This window comes from Rhodococcus sp. LB1 (assembly GCF_001583455.1).
Classification (GTDB): Bacteria; Actinomycetota; Actinomycetes; order Mycobacteriales; family Mycobacteriaceae; genus Rhodococcus_F; species Rhodococcus_F opacus.
In genome coordinates, this window is sequence record NZ_LTCZ01000132.1 from 1 (window position 1) to 26,242 (window position 26,242).

Here is a 26,242-nt window from a genome sequence, read left to right on the forward strand (position 1 = left end):
CTCTACCGGAATCCAACCCCTCAGCGGCTTGACGAAAACCATAGGGACACCCCCCGGGGGGGGAGCGCCTGACTACTTCCGCAGTGCGGCGGTGTCGATCCCGAGTTCCTCCAACCGAAGGATGTAAGTGCGGACGTTGCGCATCTTCACGTCCTCGTATCCGCGGACGAGATCCGGCGCCGATGCCGCCGCCGCCGCGGTATCGTAGGACTCGGCGGTCAGTGACCTCACCTGGTCGAGGACCATAGATTCGTAGTGCGCGATCAGCTGCCGTTCAACCTTACGTACACGCGCGTATCCGAACGGGTCAAACGCTGTTCCGCGCAAAAACTTACCTTTTGCCAGCACCTTGAGTGCGATGTGGGTGCGAGGGCCCATGCCGATTTTCTTTCTGCGCCCCAACGCCTTCAGCGTCGGAGGATGAAGCTTGTAAGTCAGATTCGCCCCGCCCGGAACCTCCGCCTCGACGGCTTCGAGGAACGCCGGGTCTGTGAGCATACGGGCCACCTCGTATTCGTCCTTGTAGGACATCAGCTTGTGAAGGTTCTTCGCCACCGCTTCTGACAGATCTGTACGGTCGGTGACGGCCCGCTCACCAGCCCACACCGACTCGACGACGTCGATGTAGCGGACGGCAGTGTGATCTCCCTGGTACGCGACGAGGTTCGCTGCGCGCCGTTCGAGCAGTTCCCGACTCGCTCCTGTCACGGTCGAGACGCTGAGCAGGTGGACGGGGACGGCGGTGTCGCTGCGGTGGGCGACCTTGGCAGCGGTGGTAACCGCCTCGAACGCCGCCGGATCGGCGACCGCGACACGTCCCCACTGGAACGCCGTCTGATTGGCTTTGACCGCGACACCGTTAATTGAAATGGCCTCTTCGATGGCGCTGGCCGGAATCGGAAGCCCACCGGCCTGATAGGCGGCACCGACGAGCAGGAAGTTCGCTGCGGCGGTGTTCGCGAAGATCGCCTCCGCCGCAGCGAGCGCGTCGAACGCGGTGAGTGTGCGGGCCCGTGCGTCGAGTCGCTCGAGCAACCCTTCATCCGCGGGATAGGCCACCGTGCTGTCGTAGACCATGTCACCCGTAGCTGTTTTGCTGGTGGAGGCAACAGTGACAGTACGCTCGGGGTTACCGATTCCGGCGTTCTTCGCGTCGGCGGCGGTCAGCAGATCGAATGCCAACACGCAGTCGGCAGTGGCCGGGCTGATCCGATTGGAGGATTCTGCTGCGTCGATGCTCACCCGCAGATGTGAGGTGACTGGGCCGGCCTTCTGGCTAAGCCCGGTCTGATCGAGCCCCTCGACATGCAGTCCGGCACGCAGGGCGGCCATGCCGAGGACCTGATTGACGGTGACGATGCCGGTACCGCCGATGCCGGCGAGGAATACGTTGTGGGTGGCGGTGATCGCCGGGAGGTTCGGCTCCGCCACCAGTGGTGGAGCCGGCACGTCCTTGCGTGGGGCAGTTGTGTTCTCGGGCAGCTCGACTGTCACGAACGACGGGCATTCGCCATCCAGGCAGGAGTAGTCGGTGTTGCAACTGGTTTGGTCGATGCGCGTCTTGCGGCCGAACTCGGTATCGACCGGTTGGACGGACAGACAGTTGGACTTGACGCCGCAATCACCGCAGCCCTCGCAAACCGCCTCGTTGATGACCACCCGGGTGCGGCGCGCAGGCAGGTCACCGCGCTTGCGCTTACGTCGGGCATCGGCCGCGCATTGCTGGTCGTAGATCAGCACCGTGACGCCCTTGGTGTCACGCAGTATCCGCTGAGCCTCGTCCAGGCGGTCCCGGTCCCACAGCACCACCCCCGGGGCAAACGAGGCGCCCTTGTGTCGATGCGGTTCCTCGGCGCAGACGATGATCTTGGTGACACCCTCGGACGCGAGTTTGTGGGTCAAGTCCGGCACGGTGAGTGCTGCCTCGGCGTCCTGGGCGCCAGTCATCGCTACGGCGGAGTTGTACAGGATCTTGTAGGTGATATTGACCCCAGCTGCCACGCAGGCCTGCACGGCGAGCTGTCCAGAGTGGAAGTAAGTGCCGTCACCAACGTTCTGGAAGATGTGCTGGACGTCTGTGAACGGTGCCTGGCCGATCCACTGGGCGCCTTCGCCTCCCATCTGGGTCAGTCCGGTGACTTGAGAGTCTGTGCGCGAGGACATCGTCACCAAAGTGTGGCAGCCGATGCCCCCGCCCGCGAGGGATCCTTCGGGGACCACGGTGGAGCGGTTATGTGGGCACCCGGAGCAGAAATAGGCGGTGCGTTTAGCCGGTAGCACGGTCAGCTGCAACGGCGGCGGGGGTGGAGTAGTGACGGCCACTCGGTCCTTGAGGATTCTCCGCAGCGGTGCAGTCAGGCGGGCCGCGGTCAGTTCTCCGTCCGGCGGGATCAGACGGCTTCCACCGTCACCGCGTTTGCCGAGCACGCGGGGTGCGGCGGCCTGACCGTAGAGGATGTCCTTGACCTGGGACTCCACGAACGCCGTCTTGTCTTCGACCACAAGGACCGCCTCCACCCCGGCCGCGAGCCGACGAACCTTGTCGGCGCCGAGTGGATAGGGCATTCCGACGCGGAGTATGCGGATGCCGGAGTTGTGCAGGTCGGCCTCGGTGAGGCCGAGCTCGAGCAATGCCTGGCGGACGGAGTCGTACGCGGTGCCGACGGCGACTATGCCAAGCCAAGCGTCCGCCTGGTCGACCTCAATCCGGTCGATATTGTTGGCGGCGTTAAAAGCTTCGACCATCGCCCACCGGGGTCCGTACAGATCGGCCTCAGCCAGCACACTGTCCGGTGGGGCCGCGAGCACCCGCTGCCGGTAGGTCCAAGGTCGGCCCTCCCATTCGATTGTGGGGACGACAATATCGAGGTCGGCGAAGTCGCGGTCAAGGGTCCAGATGCCGTCTGCAACGTCTGCGACCAGTTTCATCGCGGGCCAACATCCTGATACTCGGGACAGGGCGACGCCGTAGAGCCCGAATTGAATGATCTCTTCTGCGTTGCGGGGGAAGAAGATCGGCATTGACAGTGCTGCCAGCGACCGCTCGCTCGCGGCAGGGACGGATGACGACTTGGCGGCAGGGTCATCGCCGACCAAGGCCAGCGCACCGCCCGCAGGATGGGCGCCGTACATGGCCGCATGGCGAAATGCGTCGCTGGCCCGGTCGAGGCCTGGTCCTTTGCCGTACCAGAGGCCGATAATTCCATCGTGGGTGCGGTCGCCCTTGGGAAGTTCGAGTTGGCTGCCCCACACCGCGGTTGCCGCGAGTTCCTCGTTCATGCCTGGCACGAGCCGCACGTCATGCTCAGAGGCCAATTCGGGAATGCTTGCCAACAGCTTGTCGAGTCCGGCGAGCGGACTGCCCTGATAGCCAGAGACGAAGGTGGCGATCTGCTTGTCGGCTCGCCGATCCTGCTCGTGCTGTTCGACCAGCAGTCGCGCGATGGCCTGAACACCAGTCATCAGCACTGGCCCGGAGGAGACCCGGTAACGGCTGGAAAGGTCGAATTGGGTTGACGCCGGAGCGGCATCGGTCAACTGAGTCATAATTAGGTGCACCGTCCATGATTCCGCACACAGTCCGTGCGCGACGACGTGATCGTGATGTAACACTAAGGCTGACTGGGGTTTACGCTCCGGTCAACTCAAGTCGACGCAACTGATCCATCGGGTCAACTGAGGATCCCTGTCACACAGTGAGGTGAGAAGAATGCTCAGCATCGACAGGCTCGACGTTCAAATCCTGCGTCTGCTCGCCCTCGACGCTCGCACTGGTGTCGTCGAGCTGTCCTCAGCCCTGGGCGTGTCTCGAAACACCGTGCAGTCCCGTGTGCGGCGGCTCGAGGACGCGGGTTTGCTGACCGGCTATCGGCTGGAACTCGATCTAGCTCAGGCTGGCATCGGGGTGCAAGCGTTCATCGCGCTTGAGATCGAGCAGGGCCGGCTGGCCGCAGTGGTTGATAATCTGGCACCTATCGCCCAGGTCCTCGAGGTTTACGCCACGACCGGACGAGAGGATCTTCTCGTCCGGGTCGCTACACCAACACAGGCCGACCTGCAGGAGCTGATCGAGCGCGTCGTCGCCATTGCTGGGGTTGTTCATTCGAGTACCAGACTCGCGCTGACCACTCCCCTGCCTCATCGGTCGATCCCCCTACTGGAGGAGATCACGCGAGGAGCAGGATGGGGACGCTCGAATCCGTCGTCGACGAGTTGACGGAGCGCACTGCGCATCCCCTCTGTCCGTCAGGTTTCGGCATGCCTCGTCAGTCAGCCGGGTCCGGGATGGGCGTACACGGACGCGAACTGACTGGTGATCGTCCTCCCGCAGCCGAGTTCTTCCACTGTCTGCCAAAGCTTCTCTGCGAATCTGCGCGGCGCCATGCCGAACTTCTGGAACGTCTCTTCGGCGGGCGCCCCGCCGTACGGGGCCCAGATGAGCGCGAATCGGAGAATCTCTCCGGCCTCGCCGGTGAACTCGATCGGCTCCTTTCTAGCCAGTCTATCCGCCACTTTTCGCCGCCGAACGTTCCGGTACCGTCGCAGTTGAAGGTCGAGCGCCACCTGATGGCCCGTATGGGAGACGCAGGCGTTGGAAGAATCTTGTTCAGTGTTCATAGTTGTTCCTGCTTGTTGACTGTTCCGTTTGTTGATACTTGGTGCGGCGACGCGGAGAGCGGCCGTCGAGGGGTTACGCAGTCCACTGCGGTGATGGTCATCTGATCATCTGAAACAATTCGGGCTCGTCGAACTTTCATCGAAAGACGTTGTACTGCGCCCTCGCTGGTCTGGGTGTTGGAGTTGAGGGAGCCGCATCCGCCAATGTGAAGGAAGACCGCAAAATTTGATGTCGGACGAGGCGCGGGCGACGTGCGCGAACGGCTCGTCCGCCGCGGATAAGCTTTTCAGCGTTGTCCGGGATCTCGTAGGTAGTGGTCACGATGTTTCTCAGATCTCCGACGGGGCGGTCCATGCGCGCACGCAGTGCATCAGCATAGGAGTTTCAGGAGGCATCGGGTCACCTGGAAGGGTCCCGTGCCGCTGTTCTCGCTCAGGCGAGTCGGTAACGGCGGAGTCGGTGGTAGAGGGTGCCTCGGGAAATCCCGAGGCGGGCCGCAACCTCGGTCTTGTTACCCCCGCACTCCGCCAGCGTTTCGGTAATCACTTTTAGCTCAGCCTGCTCCAATGGCCCAAGGCTAACTGCGGGCGCCGCCGTAGACGGAGCCAGCCCGCGCGACTTTCCTCGTCGGATGACGAGGACGACGCCGTCGTCGAGGCGTCCTGGCACGACGGGATAGAGACGAGCATGCAAGCCGTCGCCGACAGCGACTTCCGTTGCGGATGGGCCTGCCTCAGCAACGACCGACCATAGTTCAGCTCGGTCCAACCCGAACTCGGCCGCCGAGTCCTCAATGATCATGGTCTGGCGATCGATGGTTACGACGGGCCCGGTCGCTGTCGCCCGGAATGACAGGTGAGCATCGAGCATGCGCTTCTCTCGTGCAGTAGATGCGGCGCTCAGCGCCGAAGCGACCCCGTCGACCAGCGAACGGACGACCACCAGGAGCAGATGATTGGCGTCCTCGGCTCGGCAGGCGACATTGACTGTGCCGGCGACACGGCGTGTGACTGGGTGCACCACTGGCGCAGCAACGCAGGCCCACGAGTGCCACGGTTGTTTGTAGTGTTCCGCGCCGACGACCAGCGAGAGCCGGTTGGTTTTCGTTGTTATCCCGATCCCATTGGTCCCGGCTAACGACTCCCCCACCCGCGAGCCGGGACCGAAGTCCACTCGGTCCAGCTCTCGACCCACTGTCCGGTCGGAATCCCAACGCCAGGTAACCGTTCCGTCAGCATCTGCGAGCGCTAAGGACGTGGAGTTTCCGACCAGTAGGTCTGCCATGCCCAGCAGAACGGGGGCGCCGACACGAACGAAGGGAGACTCGTAGTCGATCTCCGTATGGACGAGTTCGAGCCGCTCCGGGTCGACACCGTTGCTCTTCGAACGCCGCCACGAATCGAGAATCTCCGCGCGAGCAGTTGCGACCGCTCCTGACTGAAAACGCTCCCACGCGTCCCGAGTCGCCCGTGATGTCATCGCGCGCCTCCTACTCATTACTGACAAGTTCCGAACGGGATGCCGTTCACCCTCAGTATGTCGATGAACGCCGCCGCCAGATTTCTCATCGTTCAAAGTTTGCACACCATCCTCGACGTCGGCTCACTCTGGCGCAAGATCTGTCCAGCGGGTAACGACAAGACCACCTCCATGCGAAAGAGGGGATAAATGTGACTGGGACACCCGTTGGGTCTGCGGTCTACGGTGCATTGAGCGATCTCGACTGCGCCGAACTGTCCATCACGCGGCGCCTTGTGGCAGAGGACCGATACATTTCCACAGACGAGGTTCCCTGGGTTGACGGCATTGAGATCAACCTACTTCGGGCTGACAACCGTAACGGCCAGTTTGTCCTGGGACCGAGATCCGCTGGGGACTCTGTTCTGGGTAAGCACCGAAACCGTGGGCCAGTCACGGCGGTCACCCAAACGTGGACGCTGGAGGTACCTCGAGTACGACTGGGTGGCCGCTCCAGGTGACTTCGTGCGGGAAAACCCTGGCACTATCCATACGCTTCAAATCTTCGAGGACACCGAGGTGGAGTTCACCGTGGACGGGAACGATCGAGTTCCTCAACGATAACGACTCGCTCAATAGGACCGTGGACCTCTAGAGCTTCGTGCATCTTTACCAGGCGTACTGCACCGATGTCGGTCTTGGCTCAATACGCATCTTTAGCTGACGCACAAGTACGAGCGGACCAGATCCACCGCGCAAACCCGCAGCTCCGGTTTCATCAAGTAACAGGAAAGGACCACAATCATGGATTTCAAGGTCGAATGGGATGGCGATGTCACACGGGTCCGCCCCGAGAAGGAAGTTCGCGCGAAGCAGGACGTCAACGCGCTCTTCGGGGTTAACGGTGTCAGCACACCGTCGAAGCATCTGTCCCTGCTGGTAACGGCACTGCGCCCCGGCGAGAAGTCGAACGCGCACTACCATCTCGAGCACGAGTCAGCCCTTTACGGAATTAAAGGGAGCGTGCACTTCTTCTGGGGCGCAGAGCTCGAGCACGACCTGATTCTGGGCGAGGGCGACTTCCTGTACATCCCGCCGTTTTGCCCGCACGTGTCCTACAACCGCAGCCATACGATCGATGCGGCATTCGTCACGGCGCGGACCGACGCATACGAACAGGAACGGGTAGTCGTCTTGCCCGAGCTCGACGACGATCGCTGCAAGAGTCGCGTGTCGTACAGCGACTGATAGCCCCTGGAAGAACCGACGACGGTGATTTCGCAGTCGAAGCAAGCCCCTCAGATCGGGCACTTCATGCCCTCTTCGAAAAGGAACGTAAGTGATGATTGATGTGCCCGTACTCATAGTGGGCGGTGGACCGGTGGGGATGAGCATGGCATTGCTCCTTGATCGCTTCGGGATCAACAGCCTCCTCACCGAGCGCCGCGCAGCCACTACGACCCATCCCAAGGCCCGTGGGTGTCATGCCCGGACGATGGAGCAGTTCCGCCTTTGGGGCATCGAAGAACGAATTCGACGGGCAGGCCTGCCGCAAGAGTCCGACGTCGCCTGTTGGTGTGAAAGCCTGAACGGACCATTGGTGGCGTACACCCAACCCGCACCCAGCCTGAACACACCGGCTCCTAGATCAATCGTGCCCCAGGATGCGGTGGAGGAGGCGCTCGATCACGAACTGTCCCTTCGCCCCGGTGCGCAGGTCTTTCGATCGACCGAGCTGGTATCCATCGATCAAGATTCCGACGGCGTCCGGGCGCTGTTACGCAGCGTCGCCAATGGCGACGAGTACGAGGTTCGAGCTCAATATCTCATCGGCTGCGATGGTGCATCCAGCACGGTGCGCTCCGCGCTCGGAGTGGAAATGGATGGCCGAGAGCAAATGGCGCTCATGGCCAACCACTACTACCGCGCCGATGTCAGTCATCTCCCCCATGTGCGTAGTGCCATCGGATTCCTGGTCCGCCCAAGCGACCCGTCGAAGGAAGAAACCAACGTGCTCGCCACAGGGCCAGACGGTGATCGCTGGCTCGCGGTCCAGAAGCTCCGAGATGGGGAGGAGCCGATCTCCGAGGCTCGCTTGATCGAAATGGTTCGCGAACAGTGGGGGATTCCCGACCTCGATGTCAAGCGAATCAACGTGATGAATTGGAAGTTGAGCGCCCAAGTGGCGAAACAGTTCCGCAAAGGTCGAGTCTTCCTCGCCGGAGACGCCGCCCACCAGTTCCCCACCGCCGGCGGGAACGGGCTGAACTCCGGAGTCCAAGACGTGCACAACCTTGCATGGAAGTTGGCGGCCGTGTTGTCGGGCCATGCCGACGACACGCTACTCGACACCTACGAGTCCGAGCGCCGACCAGTTGCGCAGTCAAACACGGCGTTCGCGGTCCGCAATCAGGAGCGTATGGACAAGATGGACCAAGCCTTCCGGCACCGAAACGAAGACCCAGGTGCCTGGCGCGAGCTACTGGTCGATATGGACAAACAACTCCACAGTGAAGGTCAATCAATGGGCTTCATTTACACCAACGGGGCGATCGTCGACGACGGCACGCCGGTACCCGAACACGACTCACAGCGCTACTGGCCCACGGACCGCCCAGGCGCTCGGTTTCCCCACTTCTGGATGGATGTCGCCAAGACCGAATCGAGCATCGACTGGTTCGACACGACTTTCGTACTGGTGTGCGGGCCCGACGCCGAAGCGTGGCAACAGGCAGGCGAAAGCCTCATTGCCACAACATCAGTTCCTCTTGAGGTCAAGAGGTTGCCGCACCTTTTGGGTCCGTTGGAAATCGGAACTGATGGCGCCTGTCTCGTGCGGCCCGACGGTCACGTGGCCTGGCGAGCCAAGCACGCAGGCGCCGAGATTGAACTAGCCCGTGCACTCGGCCGCGTGCTTGCCGGCGGCACTCTAACACCGAAGGATCCAGTGGCTGTCACGGCCTAACAGGATCAAGAATACCGGGCATAGCCCGAACTCCGCTCCACTGCAATTGACTTCAAGAGGAACAACTATGCCTACCCTGCCGACATACGCAAACCCCAAAGGCCTCGGCGATCCGTTGAGCTCGTATACACACGTCGCACACGCAGGTGACCTCGTATTCGTCGCCGGCCAGTGCGGTCTCACCGAGGACAATGCTGTGGCTGGACCGGACGTGACGAGCCAAACCTATCGCGCTTTCGAGAACGTGCAGAAAGCCCTTGCTTCCCGAGGCGGCTCCCTCCGGGAGGTGGTGCGATTCGTCACCTATCTCGTGTCGCGCGACAGCGTCCCTGAGTTCTATGCGGCGCGAGAGGCCTTCTTCGCCGCCCACTACCCGAAGGGCGAATACCCGCCGAACACCTTGCTCATCGTTCAGGGGTTGGTGCGCCCCGACCTATTGGTGGAAATTGACGCCACGGCACATCTCAGGGTGAAGGACCGTCCGTGATGTTGATTCAGGATAGGATCGACCGCTCGAAAATGAGCGGTTTCCAGATTGCGGTTGTCGCAATCTGTTTAGTCATCAACGTCATTGACGGTTTCGATGTGTTAGTGATGTCCTTTGCGGCATCAGGGGTCGCCGACGAATGGGCACTGTCCGAGTCAGAGGTGGGTCTGCTGCTGAGCAGTGGTCTCGTGGGTATGGCGCTCGGTTCGGCGTTCCTGGCCCCACTGGCGGACCGGGTCGGCAGGCGTCGACTAACACTCGTATGCCTTGCCCTGTGCACCTTCGGTATGGTCCTCTCGTCCCTCAGCACCGGACCCGTCGACTTGGGCTTTTCACGTTTGCTTACTGGCCTCGGTATTGGCGGAACGGTGGCCAGTCTGCCGGTGATCATCACCGAGTTCACGCCGAAGCGGTTGCGGGGAACCATGATCGCCCTGTATGCGACGGGTTTGCCGGTGGGTGGAATTCTGGGTGGCGCTGCCGCTCAACTTCTCGTCTCGGAATATGGTTGGCGGGCACCCTTCATCGTGGGCGGCGTGCTCACTTTCGTCCTGGTAGTGACTGTCGCCGTCCTCATGCCCGAGTCTCTGGACTACCTGCTTCATCGCCGGCCGAAGGATTCACTGGCGAAGGTCAATCGACTACTCGATCGCATGCACATGGCGCGCCTCACTGCACTCCCGACCCCCCAGTCGAAGGAGCAGCGTGGAACCACTCGGGATATCTTGAATCGTCGCATGGCTATTCGATCCGCCCTCTTGTGGATCGCCTACTTCATCGTGATGGCGGGCTTCTACTTCGCCGCGAGTTGGACGCCGCGTCTTCTGGAACAAAGTGGGTTCTCGGCGCAGCAGGGCATGAGCGGAGGGGTACTGCTCAATCTCGGTGGTCTCGTGGGAACGCTGCTACTCGGGGTCCTCGCGCTGAAGGTTGCAGGTCGTACCCTCACCGCGCTCGCCTTCGTGGGGGCTGGACTCTCGTTCTTGGCGATGAATCTTACCCTCGATTCGTTGACGGCGGCGCTCGTTTCTGCCGTCGCTATCGGGATGTTCATCAACGCCAGCGGAGCTGGCCTCAATTCAATCGCACCCGGGCTATACCCTGCGCCTGTGCGCGCTACCGGAGTCGGATGGGCGATGGCGTTCGGCAGAATTGGCGCGCTTACTGCTCCGATTCTGGCGGGCGTGCTGCTCGACAGCTCGTGGTCGCCGAGGTCTCTGTTCGGTCTGCTCGTCGTGCCCATGATTGCCGCCGCAATTGTAGTCCTTGTTGTCACGGTCCCCACACAGGAGCGCACCCCTGTGACCGAAGCTGCCGGGGCGAGATCGCCGGCCGGCTGAACACAGCAAAAACAACAATACCAATGCTCTGCAGACCATTCGGCTGTGACCGATCCATCCGACATATCCAGAGGAACAGGAACTATGAAAGCCGTTCGTCTCTACGACTACCACAAGCAGCCAATCGTGGAAGAAGTGCCAGAGCCGGTACTCTCGGGTCCCCTGGATGTGATCGTGAAGATCGGCGGCGCCGGAGTCTGCCGCACGGATCTCCACATCATCGAGGGCCAGTTCGACAAGGTCATGGGCCCACAACTGCCCTACACGATCGGCCATGAGAACGCCGGCTGGGTGCATGAGGTCGGCGAGGGCGTGACGAATGTCAAGGTCGGAGACACGGTCATTCTTCACCCCCAACCGTCCTGTGGTCTGTGCCTTGCTTGTCGCGCCGGACGAGACATGCAGTGCACCGACGCCTTCTTCCCCGGCGTATCTAACAATGACGGCGGCATGGCCGAATACATGCGCACCACTGCCCGAGCCTGTGTCAAACTCAGCCCCGATACCAATCCTGCCGACGTAGCCGCCTTGGCCGACGCCGGTATCACGGCGTACCACGCAGTGCGGAAGGCTATTCCGCTACTGCATCCGGGTACCACCGCCGTTGTGCAGGGCGCCGGCGGTTTGGGGCACATCGGAATCCAGGCCCTGGCCGCGACCACCTCGACCAGAATCATCGCCATCGACACCCATCCCGATGCTCTCGAACTGGCGAAGAAGGTCGGAGCAGATGTGGTTGTGCTGGCTGACGGCGATCACGTCCAAGCCGTGAAAGACCTAACCAATGGGGTGGGCGCGAACGTTGTCTTCGACTTCGTCGCAGAGCATGGAGCCGAGCAGGATGGTTGGCTGATGACAGCGACGGGCGGCTCCCAGTACATCATTGGATACGGCGGTGAGCTACGCATCCCCACAGCTGATTTCGTGTTAGGGCAGAAGAACGTCGTCGGGAACAGTGTCGGGAGCTACAGCGACCTCGTAGAACTGATGACACTAGTCGAGGCAGGCAAAGTAGCCCTACACACACAGCAGTACCCACTAGAGAAAGCCGCACAAGCTCTCGAAGACCTCGCCAATGATCGGGTACGAGGCCGCGCAATTCTCGTTCCATAAGAGCTCCTCAGCGCTGAGGACTGAATCCTCAATGCTGTGCAATACCCAGCGACTCGATATACGTTCCGACCAGCGTCGACTCTCATATAGCCCTCATCCCCTATCCACCGTATCGGAGGAGCTTTGACCGCCATTCGCGCAGTGCCCCATCCTTCGGAGAGTGGACTTCCCGCCTTGAAACCGACGGACCTTGCAGATCCAGCGCTTTGGGCGCCTAAACCCATTCAGATCATCGACGCAGCGACATCCCACCTCGGGCTGCGCTACGCGATTGCACCCGGTTGGCGACCATTGACACTGGACCTACATCTTCCTCTCCGCTCCAACGGTCCGACACCAGTTGTCGTGTACGCCCACGGAGGAGGATTTTCCGGTGGTATCAAGGAAATGGGCCCGTGGTCGAAACTGCCCAGCCAGGGAATCGCAGTAGCCACGATCGACTACCGCCTTACGGGTGAGGTCTGTTACCCCGAACCCATTGAAGACGTTCTGGCGGCAATTCGCTGGATCCGAGCAAACGCCGAAACCTACAACTTGCACAGCGACCAAATAGCTGGTTGGGGCAGCTCGGCTGGGGGCTATCTAATGGCCCGAGCTGCACTCTGCGACGACATCTCTCCCGGCCGTCCGATCGGAGATCACGTCAATCACACGGCACGGCTGTCGGCTGTAGTGTTGCACTATCCGGTCACGGACTTCGCAACTCTGGTCGGCGACACCATCCAACCGACTGCAAGCGCACACAACGATGCGATCGACGTCATCTCACGATTCTTTGGCGCACCCATGAGCGCAAGCGAGGACATCCTCGCCGGCGCCTCCGTTCCCAGCGCGGCTCGGCGGGCATCTCACCTGCCACCGACCCACCTCAGCCATGGCGACGCCGACCAACGCTGCGGACTGCGGCAGAGCACACGACTACACGAGACCATTCTCGCCGAGGGCGGCAGCTCCCTCATGAACATCGTGGCCGGTGCGAACCACGCGGATCCTGTCTTCAGCACGCCGCCGGTCGTCGAATCAGCGGTCAAGTTCCTGCACTCGGTGTGGGAACAGAACACTCCGATCTCGTCGACAACACCTAGTCCGTCCAAAGACCGACCTGGTCAATGACTATCCAGGCACGAACGTCCCGAACAATCCGGCACCGAGGCAAGCGGGAGTGCTCGACACCGCCACCGCGCCGCTAGCCGACCATCCATGAGTTTCCGATCGCATTATCCCATCCGGCAGGCCGATATGCCCACGCCGGTAACCGACGACTCGAGAGAGAGATCCATGTCCGAGAATGATCCGTTCGCGGGATTGCCACAAGTCCCGAGCTTTACTGTGACCAGCAAGGATATCGTGGAGGGACAGCCACTTCCGCTTGCGCAGCTGTCCGGCATCTTCGGAATCCCAGGCGGCCAGGACATTTCACCGCAGCTGTCATGGACCGGTGCACCAGACGAAACGAAGAGCTATGCCGTGACGGTATACGACCCAGACGCGCCAACCGGTTCCGGCTTCTGGCACTGGGCGGTGACAGATATTCCCGCCTCGGTCACCGAACTGGCCACCGACGCAGGAAACGGTGCCGGCGATCTCCTACCTTCGGGCTCGATTCAGATCCCCAATGACGCGCGAGCAGCACGATTCATTGGCGGCGCTCCTCCGGCCGGACACGGACCGCATCGCTACTTCATCGTCATCCATGCCCTGGACGTAGAGTCAATCGGCGTCGACCCGAGCACGTCGCCCGCGTTCCTCGGATTCAACATCGCCAAGCACATCCTCGGGCGTGCGGTGCTGACCGCAACCGCCGAGACGAAGGGCTAAGGTCGACTCCGGCGATCCGGCTCCGGAACAATCCTTTTCAGCCGGTTGCTCACAGCGCACCCAAGCGCCCCAACCTGCCAACCACGGTTCCAAACGTCTTGCTCCATTTTCCCTGATCGACGAGCATGCGGGTCAACAAGCGTTTGCTTTTCCGCACCCCAGCGATCTCCCACTCACAGGACATTGAATGCGCCTCGCCAACTTGAACGGACGCGCCCACCTACTGAAACCAGAGGGCGCAATAGACATCGCCAAGGCCAGCAACTCTGAGTTCGGTCCCGATCCAATGGACCTCTTCACCCGGTGGCCAGAGTTCTGCGCCTGGGCGGAGCGTATAGATCCCACGGGTCCGACCAGCCCCTACCGAACCGAAGATCTCCAGGCGCCGGTACCCCGTCCAAGTCAGGTCTTCGCCATCGGCCTCAACTACGCCGACCACGCCACCGAGACCGGTCTCCACGCCGCACCAGGCGTTCCCTCGGTATTTACAAAGTTCACCAGTTCCCTGATCGGGCCCACCGGAGAGATCACTCTCTCTGGACCGTCCGTTGACTGGGAAGTGGAAATGGTCGTCGTTATCAGTCACGAAGCACGAAATGTTGCGGCCACGAACGCGTGGCAGCACGTCGCCGGCGTGACCGTCGGTCAGGACTTCAGCGACCGCGACGTGCAAATGAGCGGGACGTCGCCGCAGTTCTCGCTCGGCAAGAGCTACCCAGGTTTCGGCCCGACCGGACCCGAGTTGGTCACCGTCAACGAACTCACGTTGGACACTCCGCTACGCCTTCAATGCTGGGTCAACGATGACCTAGTCCAGGACGGCAACACAGGACAAATGCTCCTCCCCGTTCCGGCCCTCATCGAGACTATCTCCTCAATTTGCACCCTCTACCCTGGCGATCTGATCTTCACCGGCACTCCAGCCGGAGTCGGTATGGGTCGAACCCCCGCCCGCTACCTAGCTTCCGGCGATACAGTCCGCACCCGCATCGAAGGTATCGGTGAAATGGTCCACACGTTTACCAGCACACGCGAAGGCGTTGGCTGATTCTTAGTGCCCTGAGGACCGGTGCCGCGCACCTTCCAAATCCCTCATCTATCGGTCCCGCGGATACTTGACGCGATCCGTGTGACCGATAGATTCGGCCTACAACGACGACCGCCCGACTTAGTCGCTTGAATGAGCTACACGCCAGCATTTGTGCGGCGACCTTCGGACTTTCGTCACCTTATTGTCTCGCCTATCCGCCCCGCCGCCAAGTTCCGACGGGGCGGATAGCGATTCACACATTAGCTTCGCGATGCGCCTCCTGCTAGCCTTCCCCGCATTCGGCGGCCAAGGACCTCCCGTGCCTCGCTGTCCCCGTGCGAAAGTCTTGATCAGACATCCACAATCCCGGATCAACCACACCTCGCATCGGAATCGTTCATTCAAGCTGGTTGCCGTTCGAGCGGCGATGTCCGGGATACTTTTGAGTGCAATGACAGCGTTCTGATTCGATCACTTGGAACGCCAGACACGGCCGAACTCGATCGCTCAATTCAATGACAAACTCTTTAGCAATTGGTCCACATGACACCAATCACCTCTACTGAGGTCCGCGACGCGAAGGCGTTACGTCCGCTCACCGACGTATGGGCGTGGCAGCTCAAAGCACAATGCCGTCAACTTGGAACAGACCTCTTCTTCCCTCGTGAGGGAGAAGGACATGGCGAACGAATCCGCCGGGAGCGAAGCGCGAAGCAAATCTGCGCCGACTGCCCTGTCCGTGCGGAGTGCCGCACCCACGCTCTGTCTTTTCGCGAATACCATGGTGTTTGGGGTGGGACCTCCGAACGGGATCGCCGGGACAAGGGATCCCCCAGCTAGCTGGTGCGGGTCATGACGTTTGTGGCCACCGCGGCGGAGTGTCTCCGTGACGGGGCGGGGCTTACCCGACGGCAAGATGAGAAGAACCACCAGACTCGTCTGCGTCGAAGAAGGACCCGTCAATTACCCACACAAAGCCCGTTCCCCTGCGAGCCGCCGCCTCGTCGAACGCTGCCACACCAGACGGTATCGCGATGCCGAGATGGTGACCTCCCGTGGGTGCACATCGAAGTAAGTGAGCCGAGGGCGCGAGTCTGGCCAGCTCGGACTCGACGATCGTTCCTCGATACCACGCCATAAACCGACTGCTGCCAGCGCTCAACGACGAAAAGGAATAGTTCGCTATCATATTCGCGCATCGACCGCGAGTATTCTTCACCATCCGTGCCGTCGGGTCGGATTCAGTGGTTGGTGACCGACAGCGGCAACTGCTACCGATCAGCAGACTTCGAAGAAGTACTTCTCGGTGCCGGACACCGACGGATGGCCAACTCGACACCCGCGTTGATGGCCCCATCTTCAACGACCCATGCAGGGTCTCCCTCCGGGCCTGACCATGCTAGTCGAGCTCGGCGAAGTACGAGAAAGGACTGCGGTGATGGCGGCTCTTACACCGCATAGCGAGCGCATGCGCCGAGGGCAGCAGACTGTCTGGGCGATCGTGCACCTGCGCTCGGTGCGATCCGACAGATCGGTGCGACGCCAAACTTATTGCGGTGATCGGCGACGAAACGGCAGATCACTTCCGTCGCCGGTAAGTACACCCGCGCCGGAGACGGCGTTGTGGCCTTGAGCATTTCGCCGGTCTTGTCCAGTCCGGCGTTCTTCCGCCACGATGGCTCGACACCGACACTGCCGGCATCCACCCCATCGCTGTATACAGCGCCATCTGCTCGGCGATTGTGCAGATCGTCTCGCCACCACGGTTGCTCGCGCACCAGACGCACGGCTCGATTCCCACCCGACTGGAGATACAGCCGCGATAAGAATCACGTTCCCGACAAAGAAGGTGACATCATACTTTTGCATCTGGAGACAAGTCGCAGAAGTCGCGGATTTCGGCTGGCTTCCGAGCTCCCGCAGTTACGGCATTGACGTTGTCGGCGTTGATGCTTCGGGAGGTCCGAGCACGTCAACGCCAACAACGTCTATGTCTTTTTCACCACGGCTGTTGGCGCCGTTAAGGGCAGGATCGCGTACTGGATGTGGGCCTGCAGGGTCGTGGTGTCCTGCTATTACGAAACGCTGACTGTCGCGATGTCCGGGTCGGTATCCAGTTGCTGCCGCTGGGCACCTCCACCACCCTGCCGACGGTGAGACCGATGCAACAGGTTGATCAGGGTTGCAAGGATCAGCGTCAGCACTGACATGGCAATCACGACCAGATGGAACGCGGCTGCGTAGGCGCTACTTGCCCCGTCCCATCCTGCCGCCGCACGGTGCGCGTCGGTCGAATTGTCGATTCCAGCAACCAACAGCGCGGTCATGAACGCGGCATACGCTGCGACGACGACAGCTTCGCTGCCCAGTCGTAGGAAGTTAAGCACTCCTGCTGCGGCACCGCTCTTGTTCGTCGGCACGGCCGCCAACGCTTCCGCATCGATCAGCCCCAAGGGAAGACCGAATCCAAATCCGAGAAGGAGCATGGGTAGGACAAGTAGTTGCACAGGACGTTCGGGCCCGAGAACGAGAAGGCCGAGATCGCCGACCACCAGTGCTGCCATTGCGACATTGAAAATGATCATCGGCGTGATCGACTGAACTCGGTGAACGAGCATCGAGGCGAGGGCGGGTGCGATCAGTACCGGCACAGTCAGAGGCAACATGAGCAGACCTGCGCGGCCTGCGTCCATTCCCGAGACCGCACTGAGAGCTACCGGGAGGTAGGTCAAGATCGGCACGTACCCGAGTGCGACAGCAACTGGAACCAAGGCTATGGACAGGAAGTACCTGTTGCGCAGGGGGGAAAAGTCGATCGCCTTCCCACGTTCACGCGCGACTGACGCGGCGTCTGCCGGAAGAACGACGCTGGCAATGACCGCCGTGATAGAAATGACACCGGCGGTGGCGAAGACTCCTCGCCATCCCACAAGGGCCACGAGACCCCCTGAGATGGTGGGTCCAGTCGCCAAGCCGAGGCCCACAACGGTACCGAGTAGCGCAAATGCTTTGGCCCGCTTTGCTCCCGAGTGTGTAGTGGACAGCAACGCGGTTCCACCAGTCACGATTGCCGCTCCGCCAACTCCCGCGAGCAAGCGACCTGCGTCCAAGATCAGCAAGTGTGACGCAAGTACACTTAGAGCCGACCCGACCAGGCTAATCAGCGCACCGAGCGCGAAGGTACGTTTATATCCGACCCGATCGGCCACAGCACCCCAGATAAGGGTGAAAAGCGCGAACGGGATGTTGAACCCATTGACGACCCATTGCAGAGCGGCTGGGGAATCGCCGAGCTCAGCCGCGATAGCCGGTAGCGCAATGGCTGTGCCGGAGATGCTGATAGGCATTACGAAGACTGCGAGTAGGACAACAGGTGTCACGATCGAGGTTGACCGATTTCCGCTTACATGCTGAGCATTGTTAGACATTCACCCTCTCCTAAGGTATGACGTAAGTCGTACCTCGAGAGTGAACCAGGCGAAGAGGTATGATGCAAGTCGTACCTTCGGAGAGAGATGAGGACCATGCACCCAGCGACCGCAGACCTCGAACTCGGCACCGTGCTCAGCGCCCTGTCCGACGGACACCGACGACGTGTCATCGTCGAACTCGCGCGTCTTCCAGTGGACGCCGAGCGAACGTGTCAGTCGTTCGGGATGCCACTGGCGAAACAGACTGTGACGCATCACTTCAAGATTCTCCGCAACGCCGGCCTGATCAAAGAGGTTGACTATGGCAACCGAAAAGCGATCTCACTGCGGAAGCACGACATCGACCAACGATTTCCAGGCCTGCTGGACGTCCTGGTCGCAGGAGCCGACACCGACTAGCCAGCCCGACCACCGCCAGAGTTTATAGACGAACTATCGCAGCGCACCTAACGAGGTGCGCCCAGAGTTGGAGAGCAGTAATGAAGAAGAGAATTGGATTCCTGTCGTTTGGCCACTATCAGCCCGCCCGCGGCTCTCGTACAACGACCGCACAGGAGGCGCTGCTCCAGTCGATCGAGCTGGCAGTCGCCGCAGAGGAGATAGGGATTGATGGCGCCTACGTGCGTGTGCACCACTTTGCACCACAGTTTGCCGGCCCCTTCCCTCTGCTTGCCGCCATGGCTGCCCGCACCAGGCGCATTGAGCTTGGAACGGGAATCATCGATATGCGTTACGAGAACCCGCTCTCCATGGCCGAGCAGGCCGCAGCAGCCGACCTGATCAGCTCCGGTCGGCTCCAACTAGGTATCAGCCGAGGCTCACAGGAACCAGCGCTGCGGGGCTACGAGTCCTTCGGATTCATTCCACCCGAAGGGTCAACAGACGCTGACATGGCACGGTCGCACACGGAATTGTTTCGTACAGCGATTGCGGGACAGCCCGTCACGATGTCAGACCCCAAGACTTCGGGAGTCTCGCGAGGGCTGGCGATCGAACCGCAATCCCCCGGTCTCGCCGACCGCATCTGGTGGGGCTCGGCGACACGGGCAACTGCAGTGTGGACAGCGCAGCAGGGCATGAACTTGATGAGCAGTACGCTTCTCAGCGAGGACACCGGCATTCCGTTCGACGAACTGCAGGCTGAGCAGATCCATGTCTACCGACAGACATGGAAAGACGTCGGCCACACACATGAGCCCCGAATCTCCGTCAGTCGCAGCGTCTTACCCATCACAACGGATGAGGACCGCCTGTACTTCGGTGGACGCACCGAGAACACACAGGACCAGGTCGGCGTCCTCAACGGACTGAGATCCCGCTTCGGCAAAACCTATGTCGGGGAACCTGACAGAATTGCCGAGCAGCTTGCCGCTGACGCGGCGGTACGGTCGGCCGATACGGTGCTGCTGACGGTACCCAACCAACTCGGTGTTGACTACAACGCTCGCCTTCTACAAACTGTGGCCAATTACATCGCTCCGGCCCTGGGGTGGGAACCGAACCTCGCCTACGCGCCGTAATACCCCACAAGTCAGGCCCCGCGAAGGCTATCGAACGCGACCGGCCATGGACACCCAAATCGCACACCAGCATGAACGCGTCACGGTGTCGAGGTCTACCTCGTTGCCGAGGCAGTTTCGGTGTTCTGCCTCAGCAACAGCACGTCCGAAGTCGTTCGGCAAGCAGTAGTCAGGGTGCCGAAGTCCAGCGAATTTCACCGCCTGACCAGCAGCCCGGTACTGCGCTTTTGAAGCCGCTAGCGTCATGACGCAACTACCAACCTGACTGTGCCACTTCTGGGCATTGTGGTTTTGTCGAGCGTACGACTGCGGGCGATAGTGTCGTCGATCATCACACGAGACGATCGCCAGCCAGTAGACGGTGGAAGTGGTGTTCCTCGCCGACGACTGACGCTGATCACCCGTCGAACGGGATCAGGCAGATACTCGGGACGGGGCGAGTTGGACAGTATGAGGGTATTGGCGGGGGCCACTCCACATGTGAACGTAGGTTGCCGACAGGAAACGGGTCCTGGCCGGTAGAGCCACAAGATGTGCGAGGCCCCAGCAATGAAACATTGCGTACGAGCGTCGGATTGGATGTACACGCACGATCGGTCGTCGCGTGCGGCCTCGACGGGCGGACCGGTGAGCTGCTCGAGCGCCGATTGACGCCCGATCATCGCGACATACTCAAGTGGATCCGGTCGTTGCCGGATCCGGTGAAGGCGACGTACGAGGCCGGGCCCACCGGGTTCGGGCTGGCCCGTTTCCTGAACACGGTCGGCATCGAGTGTCTGGTGGCGGCACCCTCGAAGCTGCAGCGCCCGTCCGGAGATCGGGTCAAGACCGACGCGCGAAATGCACGGCTCTGGCGAGATTGCTGTACCTCGATCAGATCAACCCGGTCACGGTCCCGAGCGTGGCACAGAAGGCCGCCCGGGATCTGGTGCGCGCCCGTGAGGACGTGCGCCGAGATCTGATGGCGGCCCGGCACAGGCTGTCGAAACTTCGGCTGAGGCAAGGGAGCGTCTAGTACGGCGTGGACGAGTGCACGACACCTGGCTGCGCAGCCAGCATTTCGATGAGCCCGATCTGCAGTTGGCCTACGAGACCGCGTACGACACCACGCTCGCCGCCCTCGGCCGACGCGACCGTTTGGATGCCGCGATCACCCGGATGGCCGCCGACAGCGCCTACACCCCGGTGGTGACCCGGCTCGGGTGCCTGCGGGAGTGTCCACGTTGACCGCGTTCGGGCTGGCGGTCGAGATCGGGGACTGGCACCGGCTGACCGGCCGCTCGATCGGCGCCACCTGGGACTGGTGCCCACCGAGTCGCCCTCGGGCGCCTCCCGCTCGGGCCGGCGCGGTGTGGCTGGCGAAGGTGGTCGAGCGTGGCATGTGCCCGCCGTCGCTGGTGCAGCCGACCGAGATCCGCCGGCTACGCGACCTCACCCGCTACCGCCGTGCCCTGGTGCAGGACCGCACCCGCCAGCAGCAACGGGTCGAAAAGCTACTCGAAGTTCCCCAGATCAAGATCTCGTCGGTGCTCTCGGACCTGCACGGCGTATCCAGGCGGGCGATGATGCAAGCCCTGATCGCCAGAGAGCGGGATCCGCGGACGCTGGCCCGGCTGGCCAAGAGCGGTGCGCGGAAGAAGACCGACCAACTCGAACAGGCGCTGCCCGGATTCTTCACCGACCACCACGCGACGATTCTGAAGATGATGCTCGACAACAGCGACCAGATCGGCGCCCAGAGAACCGCACGCGACGCGCTGATCGCGGACGCGATCAGCCCTTCTCCCGACACGCGACCCGCCTCGCTGATCGTCTGCACGTAGGGCGTGCGTGCACGTCCACCTGCATCGTCGGCGTCAAACACCGTTGCCGCCGCCAAGTTGATCTCCGAGACCGGGATCGACATGACCCGATTCCGGTCCTCCGCGCATCTGGTGTCGTGGGCGAAGTTCTGCCCGCAGACCCACCAGTCGGCCGGCAAGTCCATGAGCAAACCCCGTGCCCATCCACCGCCCGATCGGTGCCGTCGACGCGACGGCGGAGACTTCGGCCCGAGCGGCACGCCAAGGCGAGAGCGGTCCGCCCAAGGATCTGCGGGAGGCACACCGCGGTGGGCACGGGCGAATAGTGTCCGATCTGCCGATGTCCCAGCACCCATTGAGGGAGCCGTACTCGAAACTGCAGCGTGAGCGTGGATTCTTGCGGAAATCGGGCACGACCCTGTCATCGCTCCGCAGTACCCGATACACCCGTCGCGCGCGCCTGGACCGGTTCGCGATCCTTGGGGTTCGAGGCGCCACACGATCGATCGGGCGGACCGGCACCCTGCCGAATCAATACCGAGAGGTACGATGAACATATCGCACATTGACCAGAAACAAAGATCGGCTGGTGTGGAGAGTGGCAGACGACCAGGCGCAGATAATATCCGCCCTCGAAGGGATGACGGGCCCTCGAACCGCGGAAACCGTGGGCCGAGCCGTCGCGAGTTTGATCCATGACGGCACTTTGCGGCCAGGCTCCAGACTGCCGACTGTTCGTCAGGTCGCGCATGTGTGCGGCGTGAGTACAGGAACTATCGTCGCGGCGTGGAGCACTCTGCGGCGAGACGGTTTCGTTGAGACCCGCCGACGCGGCGGAACGATGGTGCTTGGCGCCGGACCTTCTATACGAAATGAAGCTGGCGCGCACGGAAGTATCGACTGGTCTGCGCGCGATCTACTGTCTGGAAGCCCCGACTATGCAATGCAGCCCGACCTTTCTGCAGCCTTGCTTGCGGGGTTGAGTTCGTCTCATGAGCTGAATCGACCTGGTCGCGAGTACATCACCGAGCCTTTACTCTCCGCCGTGCAAGCCCACTGGCCCTTCCAGGCGCAAGCCTGGACGGCAGCGGGCGGGGGTTCGGAAGGGTTGATATTGGCCACCGAGGCGGCCGCCTCGGCAGGCGGCGTAGTGGCCATCGAAGAACCCGCAATGCCCGGCTTCCTCGATACGCTGTCCGAGTTGAACATTCAGCCCGTCGGCCTCTGCCGCGACTCCGAAGGCCCCCTCATTCAATCGCTTCAGGAAGTGCTCGAGCTCGAACCTGTCGCTCTCGTACTGCAGCCGGAGGGGTCGTACGCGATGGAGGGCTCGTTGAGCACTGCTCGGGCCGCCGACCTGGCGCGCGTGCTGATGGATTCACCCACTCGACCGTGGATCATCGAAGATGATGGCGTCGGCCCGTTGGCCGTCCGCCAAGCGGCCTCGCTGGGACCGTTCCTGCCCGACCACACCGTTCGCGTTCGCAGCTACTGCAAGGCATACGGCGTCGATATCCGCACCTGTGTGATTGGTGGAAGTGAGCAGCTCGTCGCGGCCATCATTGACAAGCGAACTCACGGGGTCGCTATGAACAGTCGAATCTTGCAGAACACACTGGCACACCTGATCAACAGTGACGAGGCCAAATTCGCGGTGGCAGCGGCACGGGACAAGTACCGGACACGACGCGAACGATTGATCAGCGCGCTCGCACGCCAAGGATTGCGGGCCCAGGCCGGTGACAACAGCCTCGTGCTGTGGGTCGAGGTCTCCGATGAAAACTCGGCCCTCATCAGTCTGGCTCGGAAAGGAATTGTGGTCGGCTCTGGTAGCAAGTCCTTCATCGGCAAGCACTCACGCGCACTGCTGCGAGTGGCGATTCCGCAGTTGCCCGACGAAGACGAGCTCGTCGAAGAGCTGGCGACAAGGATTGCAGAAGCGTCGTGCAGCAGAAATCGCGAGTACCTCGCTTAGCGTCGCCAACGACGGCCGGAAAGTTTCCAACCGTCGTTGACAGGTGTGAGGGCACACTGACCGTTTCGGTGTCACCCGGTCTGCCTCACAACCCGTAGTGCTCGCGCAACGTCGCTCCCCGGTACTCAGTCCGGTGCAACCCGCGCTTCTGCAGAAGAGGCACGACGTGGTCGACGAAAACTTCGAGCCCGTCGGGCAATTCATCGACCATGATGTTGAATCCGTCAACGGCGCCTTCGGTGAACCACGTTTCGATCACGTCCGCCACCTGTTCGGGCGTACCCACAACTCTTGCATGCCCGCTACCTGCCGCGAGTAGACGAGCTGCTCCTCGGGTGTCGAGGCCTCGACTTCGCACGTTCTCGATGAACACCGAGCGTTGTCCGCGGGATCCGCGTGCAGTGTCATCGCCCGGCATGAGGTCCCACGGGATTGGAGCATCCAGTGTCAGCGATTCCACCGGAACTTCCAGGGTTCTAGCCAGATTCAGAATCTGCACCGACTCGGGGATCAAGTCGGCGAGTTCCTCTTCGCGGCGGAGAGCGGCTTCTTCGGTGTCGGCGATGACCGTCATAAGCCCAGGAATCAGTTTGATGGAATTGGGCTCGCGGCCCTTCGCTGCGGCAAGTTTACGCAACGCTGTTCGACGTTCCCGGGCGCTGTCCGCGTTCAGGTGCGGGGAGTAGACCACGTCAGCGTAGGTCGCAGCCAAATCCTCTCCGTACGAAGAGGCACCGGCCTGCACGAGGACGGGTCTGCCGTGACTGAGTGGGGGGGCCTTGAGCGGTCCCTGCACCTGGAAGTGTTTGCCGACATGATCGACTGGATCGATCAGTGTCGGGTCGAGGTATTCGCCGGTGGTTTTGTCCGCTACAAGAGCGCCGTCAGCCCAGGAACCCCATAGCTTGGTGACGACTTCGATGAACTCCGCCGCGCGTTCGTAACGCTCTGCCTTGGGCAGCGCGGCCTCACGTGAATAGTTGCGGGCCGCCGGATCGCCGCCGGAGACCACAATGTTCCACGCGACCCGGTCGCTGCTGGCGGCGGCGAGGCTGGCAAACTGACGTGCGAGATTGTACGGATCGTTGTACGAGGTGCTTGCGGTGGCGACGAAGCCGATCCGCTCGGTGTGCGCCGAGAGCACTGCCTGCGCAATCAGTGGATCCAAGAGACGACCGGGTGAGTTCCATTCGCGGGAACCAAAATCAACGCTGTCGGCAAGAAATACTGCATCGAGTAGGCCACGCTCGGCAATCTTTGCCACCTCGATGTAGTGGTCGATAGTGATGAAGTGGCTTCCAGGCGCGTCGGATCGTCGCCAGGGGCTCCCTACTGTCCCCCCTGGAATCAGATTCGCGTTGAGGATGACCTGTGCATCTGTTGGCATGTATTGCTCCATTCCGATTGCCAGTGAGCAGGAGCCGGCTGGACTTGTCGAAGCCGTTTCGCGTGTGACTGGTCGCGGCGCGTAACCAGGCGCCCGCTCTTGAGAGACTTGACAGCAGCCGGCCGATCCGGCCGATTTGTTCAATCTCAAGTCGGACCGTTCACAATTTTGTATCATCCAAAAAGGCGGCGAATCGCGACAAATCCCAGCCAGCACTTCCCCCAACACGTCTGCAACCTGCAGATACAAGAGTTACAATCGCACTGATTTGGTCAGTTCATAAGCACCTGTCCGATGCTTTATGTTCAACATGTGGGTCGAGAGGTGATCCATGTGATTGAACGGAGGCTCACCGTGGGCGCACATGCTCCACAAAGATTGGTCAGTACCGCGTGGCTCGAGGCTCGACTGAGTACCCCCGAGGTACACCCGGTCGAGGTTCGGTTTTCTGCCGATACCCAGGACGGGTCCCCTGGACTGATTCCGGGCTCAGTCGCGGTGCACTGGAAGAGGCTGCTGTGGGACGACTACCGGCGGGAGTTTGCCACGGCGGAGACGCTGAGCAGTCGGCTCTTCGAGCTCGGGGTGGGACAAGGCACCATACCCGTGTTCTACGGCGAGGAGCCGCAGTTCGGAGCCTATGCGCTGTGGGTACTGCAAGCGAGGGGATTGAGCGAGAACGCCCGCTACCTCGACGGTGGGCTGGAGGCCTGGAACGGCCTTGGACTCCCCCTAGGAACAGCCGTCGACGTTCCTGCACGGCTCGCTGCTGACGTAATGCTATCGATCCCGGGCGCCGACGAGATCAATCCCTTCAGCACCGTCGCCATCGGCCGCGAGGAGCTGCGTGAATCCCTCCACGACGCGCAGTCCTTGTTGATCGATATGCGATCACCTGAGGAATTCTCCGGTGAACGAGTGACACCGTGGTCGATGGGATTCGACCACGGCGCTGAGCGCGCAGGACACATTCCCGGGGCCGTTCACCTTCACATTCGCGACTTGCTTGACGATTTGGGACGAGTTAGACCTCAAGAGGAACTGCAGGCCACCTTTGCACAAGTGGGACTGGACTCCGCTCGACAGGCAATCACCTATTGCCGGCTTTCCCACCGGGCTTCGCTCGGCTGGCTCATCCTCACCGACGTCTTGAACACCCAAGGGGTGCGTGTCTACGACGGGTCATGGACGGAATGGGGCAGTGTTGTCGGGCTTCCCATCGAGCGCTGACCGGCCATACAAGAGCAGGACGTTCATATGAGTACAACTGAGGTGATGGCTGCGCCACACCGGACGGT

General features: G+C 61.5%; 22 protein-coding genes and 1 pseudogene. 17 read left to right on the forward strand and 6 right to left on the reverse strand.

Going from position 1 to position 26,242, the window contains the following annotated elements; translation table 11 throughout:
• Positions 1-72 precede the first annotated feature (72 nt).
• Complete coding sequence (locus AZG88_RS19470; protein ID WP_061698613.1) at positions 73-3,546, reverse strand: indolepyruvate ferredoxin oxidoreductase family protein; 3,474 nt, start codon at positions 3,544-3,546, stop codon at positions 73-75.
• A 163-nt stretch (positions 3,547-3,709) separates the two neighbouring features.
• Here AZG88_RS19470 and AZG88_RS19475 point away from each other — a divergent pair, with 163 nt between their 5' ends.
• Complete coding sequence (locus AZG88_RS19475; protein WP_061698614.1) at positions 3,710-4,216, forward strand: Lrp/AsnC family transcriptional regulator; 507 nt, start codon at positions 3,710-3,712, stop codon at positions 4,214-4,216.
• A gap of 53 nt (positions 4,217-4,269) precedes the next feature.
• On the opposite strand, the gene AZG88_RS19480 is transcribed toward AZG88_RS19475, so the two are convergent.
• Positions 4,270-4,617, reverse strand: coding sequence for a hypothetical protein (locus AZG88_RS19480; protein ID WP_061698615.1), 348 nt, complete (start codon positions 4,615-4,617; stop codon positions 4,270-4,272).
• Positions 4,618-5,050: 433 nt separating this feature from the next.
• Entirely contained in the window at positions 5,051-6,097 is a 1,047-nt protein-coding gene (locus tag AZG88_RS19485; RefSeq protein WP_061698616.1) for a helix-turn-helix domain-containing protein, read from the reverse strand.
• Between the two features lie 783 nt (positions 6,098-6,880).
• Here AZG88_RS19485 and AZG88_RS19490 point away from each other — a divergent pair.
• From AZG88_RS19490 to AZG88_RS50110, 9 genes are all read left to right on the forward strand, one after another.
• The gene (locus AZG88_RS19490; RefSeq protein WP_037235699.1) at positions 6,881-7,324 is read left to right on the forward strand and encodes a cupin domain-containing protein; all 444 of its coding nucleotides are present in this window, start codon (positions 6,881-6,883) and stop codon (positions 7,322-7,324) included.
• A 94-nt stretch (positions 7,325-7,418) separates the two neighbouring features.
• A complete protein-coding gene (locus tag AZG88_RS19495) occupies positions 7,419-9,041 on the forward strand; it encodes an FAD-dependent monooxygenase (RefSeq protein ID WP_061698617.1) in 1,623 nt (540 codons plus the stop codon).
• Between the two features lie 67 nt (positions 9,042-9,108).
• The gene (locus tag AZG88_RS19500; RefSeq protein ID WP_037235705.1) at positions 9,109-9,528 is read left to right on the forward strand and encodes a RidA family protein; all 420 of its coding nucleotides are present in this window, start codon (positions 9,109-9,111) and stop codon (positions 9,526-9,528) included.
• Positions 9,528-10,868, forward strand: coding sequence for an MFS transporter (locus AZG88_RS19505; protein ID WP_061698618.1), 1,341 nt, complete (start codon positions 9,528-9,530; stop codon positions 10,866-10,868). Before AZG88_RS19500 ends, AZG88_RS19505 begins: the two co-directional genes overlap by 1 nt.
• 84 nt (positions 10,869-10,952) lie before the next feature.
• Positions 10,953-11,981 (forward strand): NAD(P)-dependent alcohol dehydrogenase, encoded by a 1,029-nt coding sequence (locus AZG88_RS19510; RefSeq protein ID WP_061698619.1) that lies wholly within the window; start codon positions 10,953-10,955, stop codon positions 11,979-11,981.
• Between the two features lie 123 nt (positions 11,982-12,104).
• Positions 12,105-13,094 (forward strand): alpha/beta hydrolase, encoded by a 990-nt coding sequence (locus tag AZG88_RS19515; RefSeq protein ID WP_197487870.1) that lies wholly within the window; start codon positions 12,105-12,107, stop codon positions 13,092-13,094.
• Between the two features lie 165 nt (positions 13,095-13,259).
• Positions 13,260-13,799 (forward strand): YbhB/YbcL family Raf kinase inhibitor-like protein, encoded by a 540-nt coding sequence (locus AZG88_RS19520; RefSeq protein WP_061698621.1) that lies wholly within the window; start codon positions 13,260-13,262, stop codon positions 13,797-13,799.
• Positions 13,800-13,986: 187 nt separating this feature from the next.
• A complete protein-coding gene (locus AZG88_RS19525) occupies positions 13,987-14,847 on the forward strand; it encodes a fumarylacetoacetate hydrolase family protein (protein WP_061698622.1) in 861 nt (286 codons plus the stop codon).
• A gap of 525 nt (positions 14,848-15,372) precedes the next feature.
• Positions 15,373-15,669, forward strand: a complete 297-nt coding sequence (locus AZG88_RS50110; RefSeq protein WP_082833388.1) for a WhiB family transcriptional regulator — start codon at positions 15,373-15,375, stop codon at positions 15,667-15,669.
• Between the two features lie 608 nt (positions 15,670-16,277).
• Here AZG88_RS50110 and AZG88_RS53825 read toward each other — a convergent pair.
• Together AZG88_RS53825 and AZG88_RS50115 are read right to left on the reverse strand one after the other, a co-directional pair.
• Positions 16,278-16,616 (reverse strand): hypothetical protein, encoded by a 339-nt coding sequence (locus AZG88_RS53825; protein WP_156517543.1) that lies wholly within the window; start codon positions 16,614-16,616, stop codon positions 16,278-16,280.
• Between the two features lie 288 nt (positions 16,617-16,904).
• Positions 16,905-18,257, reverse strand: coding sequence for an MFS transporter (locus AZG88_RS50115; protein ID WP_082833380.1), 1,353 nt, complete (start codon positions 18,255-18,257; stop codon positions 16,905-16,907).
• 96 nt (positions 18,258-18,353) lie between these two features.
• Between AZG88_RS50115 and AZG88_RS19540 the strand changes: the two genes are divergently transcribed.
• The 6 genes and pseudogenes from AZG88_RS19540 (at position 18,354) to AZG88_RS49245 (ending at position 23,557) form a co-directional block, all read left to right on the forward strand.
• Positions 18,354-18,659, forward strand: coding sequence for an ArsR/SmtB family transcription factor (locus tag AZG88_RS19540; protein ID WP_231914093.1), 306 nt, complete (start codon positions 18,354-18,356; stop codon positions 18,657-18,659).
• A gap of 80 nt (positions 18,660-18,739) precedes the next feature.
• The gene (locus AZG88_RS19545; RefSeq protein WP_061698624.1) at positions 18,740-19,780 is read left to right on the forward strand and encodes an LLM class flavin-dependent oxidoreductase; all 1,041 of its coding nucleotides are present in this window, start codon (positions 18,740-18,742) and stop codon (positions 19,778-19,780) included.
• A gap of 533 nt (positions 19,781-20,313) precedes the next feature.
• Positions 20,314-21,119: pseudogene (locus tag AZG88_RS19550) on the forward strand (IS110 family transposase); the annotation flags it as partial.
• A gap of 10 nt (positions 21,120-21,129) precedes the next feature.
• Positions 21,130-21,603 (forward strand): hypothetical protein, encoded by a 474-nt coding sequence (locus AZG88_RS55310; protein ID WP_331712278.1) that lies wholly within the window; start codon positions 21,130-21,132, stop codon positions 21,601-21,603.
• Between the two features lie 3 nt (positions 21,604-21,606).
• Positions 21,607-21,969, forward strand: coding sequence for a transposase (locus tag AZG88_RS55615; RefSeq protein WP_082833382.1), 363 nt, complete (start codon positions 21,607-21,609; stop codon positions 21,967-21,969).
• A 211-nt stretch (positions 21,970-22,180) separates the two neighbouring features.
• The gene (locus tag AZG88_RS49245; protein WP_082833383.1) at positions 22,181-23,557 is read left to right on the forward strand and encodes an aminotransferase class I/II-fold pyridoxal phosphate-dependent enzyme; all 1,377 of its coding nucleotides are present in this window, start codon (positions 22,181-22,183) and stop codon (positions 23,555-23,557) included.
• 85 nt (positions 23,558-23,642) lie between these two features.
• Here the strand turns inward: AZG88_RS49245 and AZG88_RS19560 are convergent, their stop codons facing one another.
• Complete coding sequence (locus AZG88_RS19560) at positions 23,643-24,944, reverse strand: NtaA/DmoA family FMN-dependent monooxygenase (RefSeq protein WP_063886840.1); 1,302 nt, start codon at positions 24,942-24,944, stop codon at positions 23,643-23,645.
• Positions 24,945-25,238: 294 nt separating this feature from the next.
• Between AZG88_RS19560 and AZG88_RS19565 the strand changes: the two genes are divergently transcribed.
• Complete coding sequence (locus AZG88_RS19565; RefSeq protein WP_082833385.1) at positions 25,239-26,174, forward strand: sulfurtransferase; 936 nt, start codon at positions 25,239-25,241, stop codon at positions 26,172-26,174.
• Positions 26,175-26,242 lie beyond the last annotated feature (68 nt).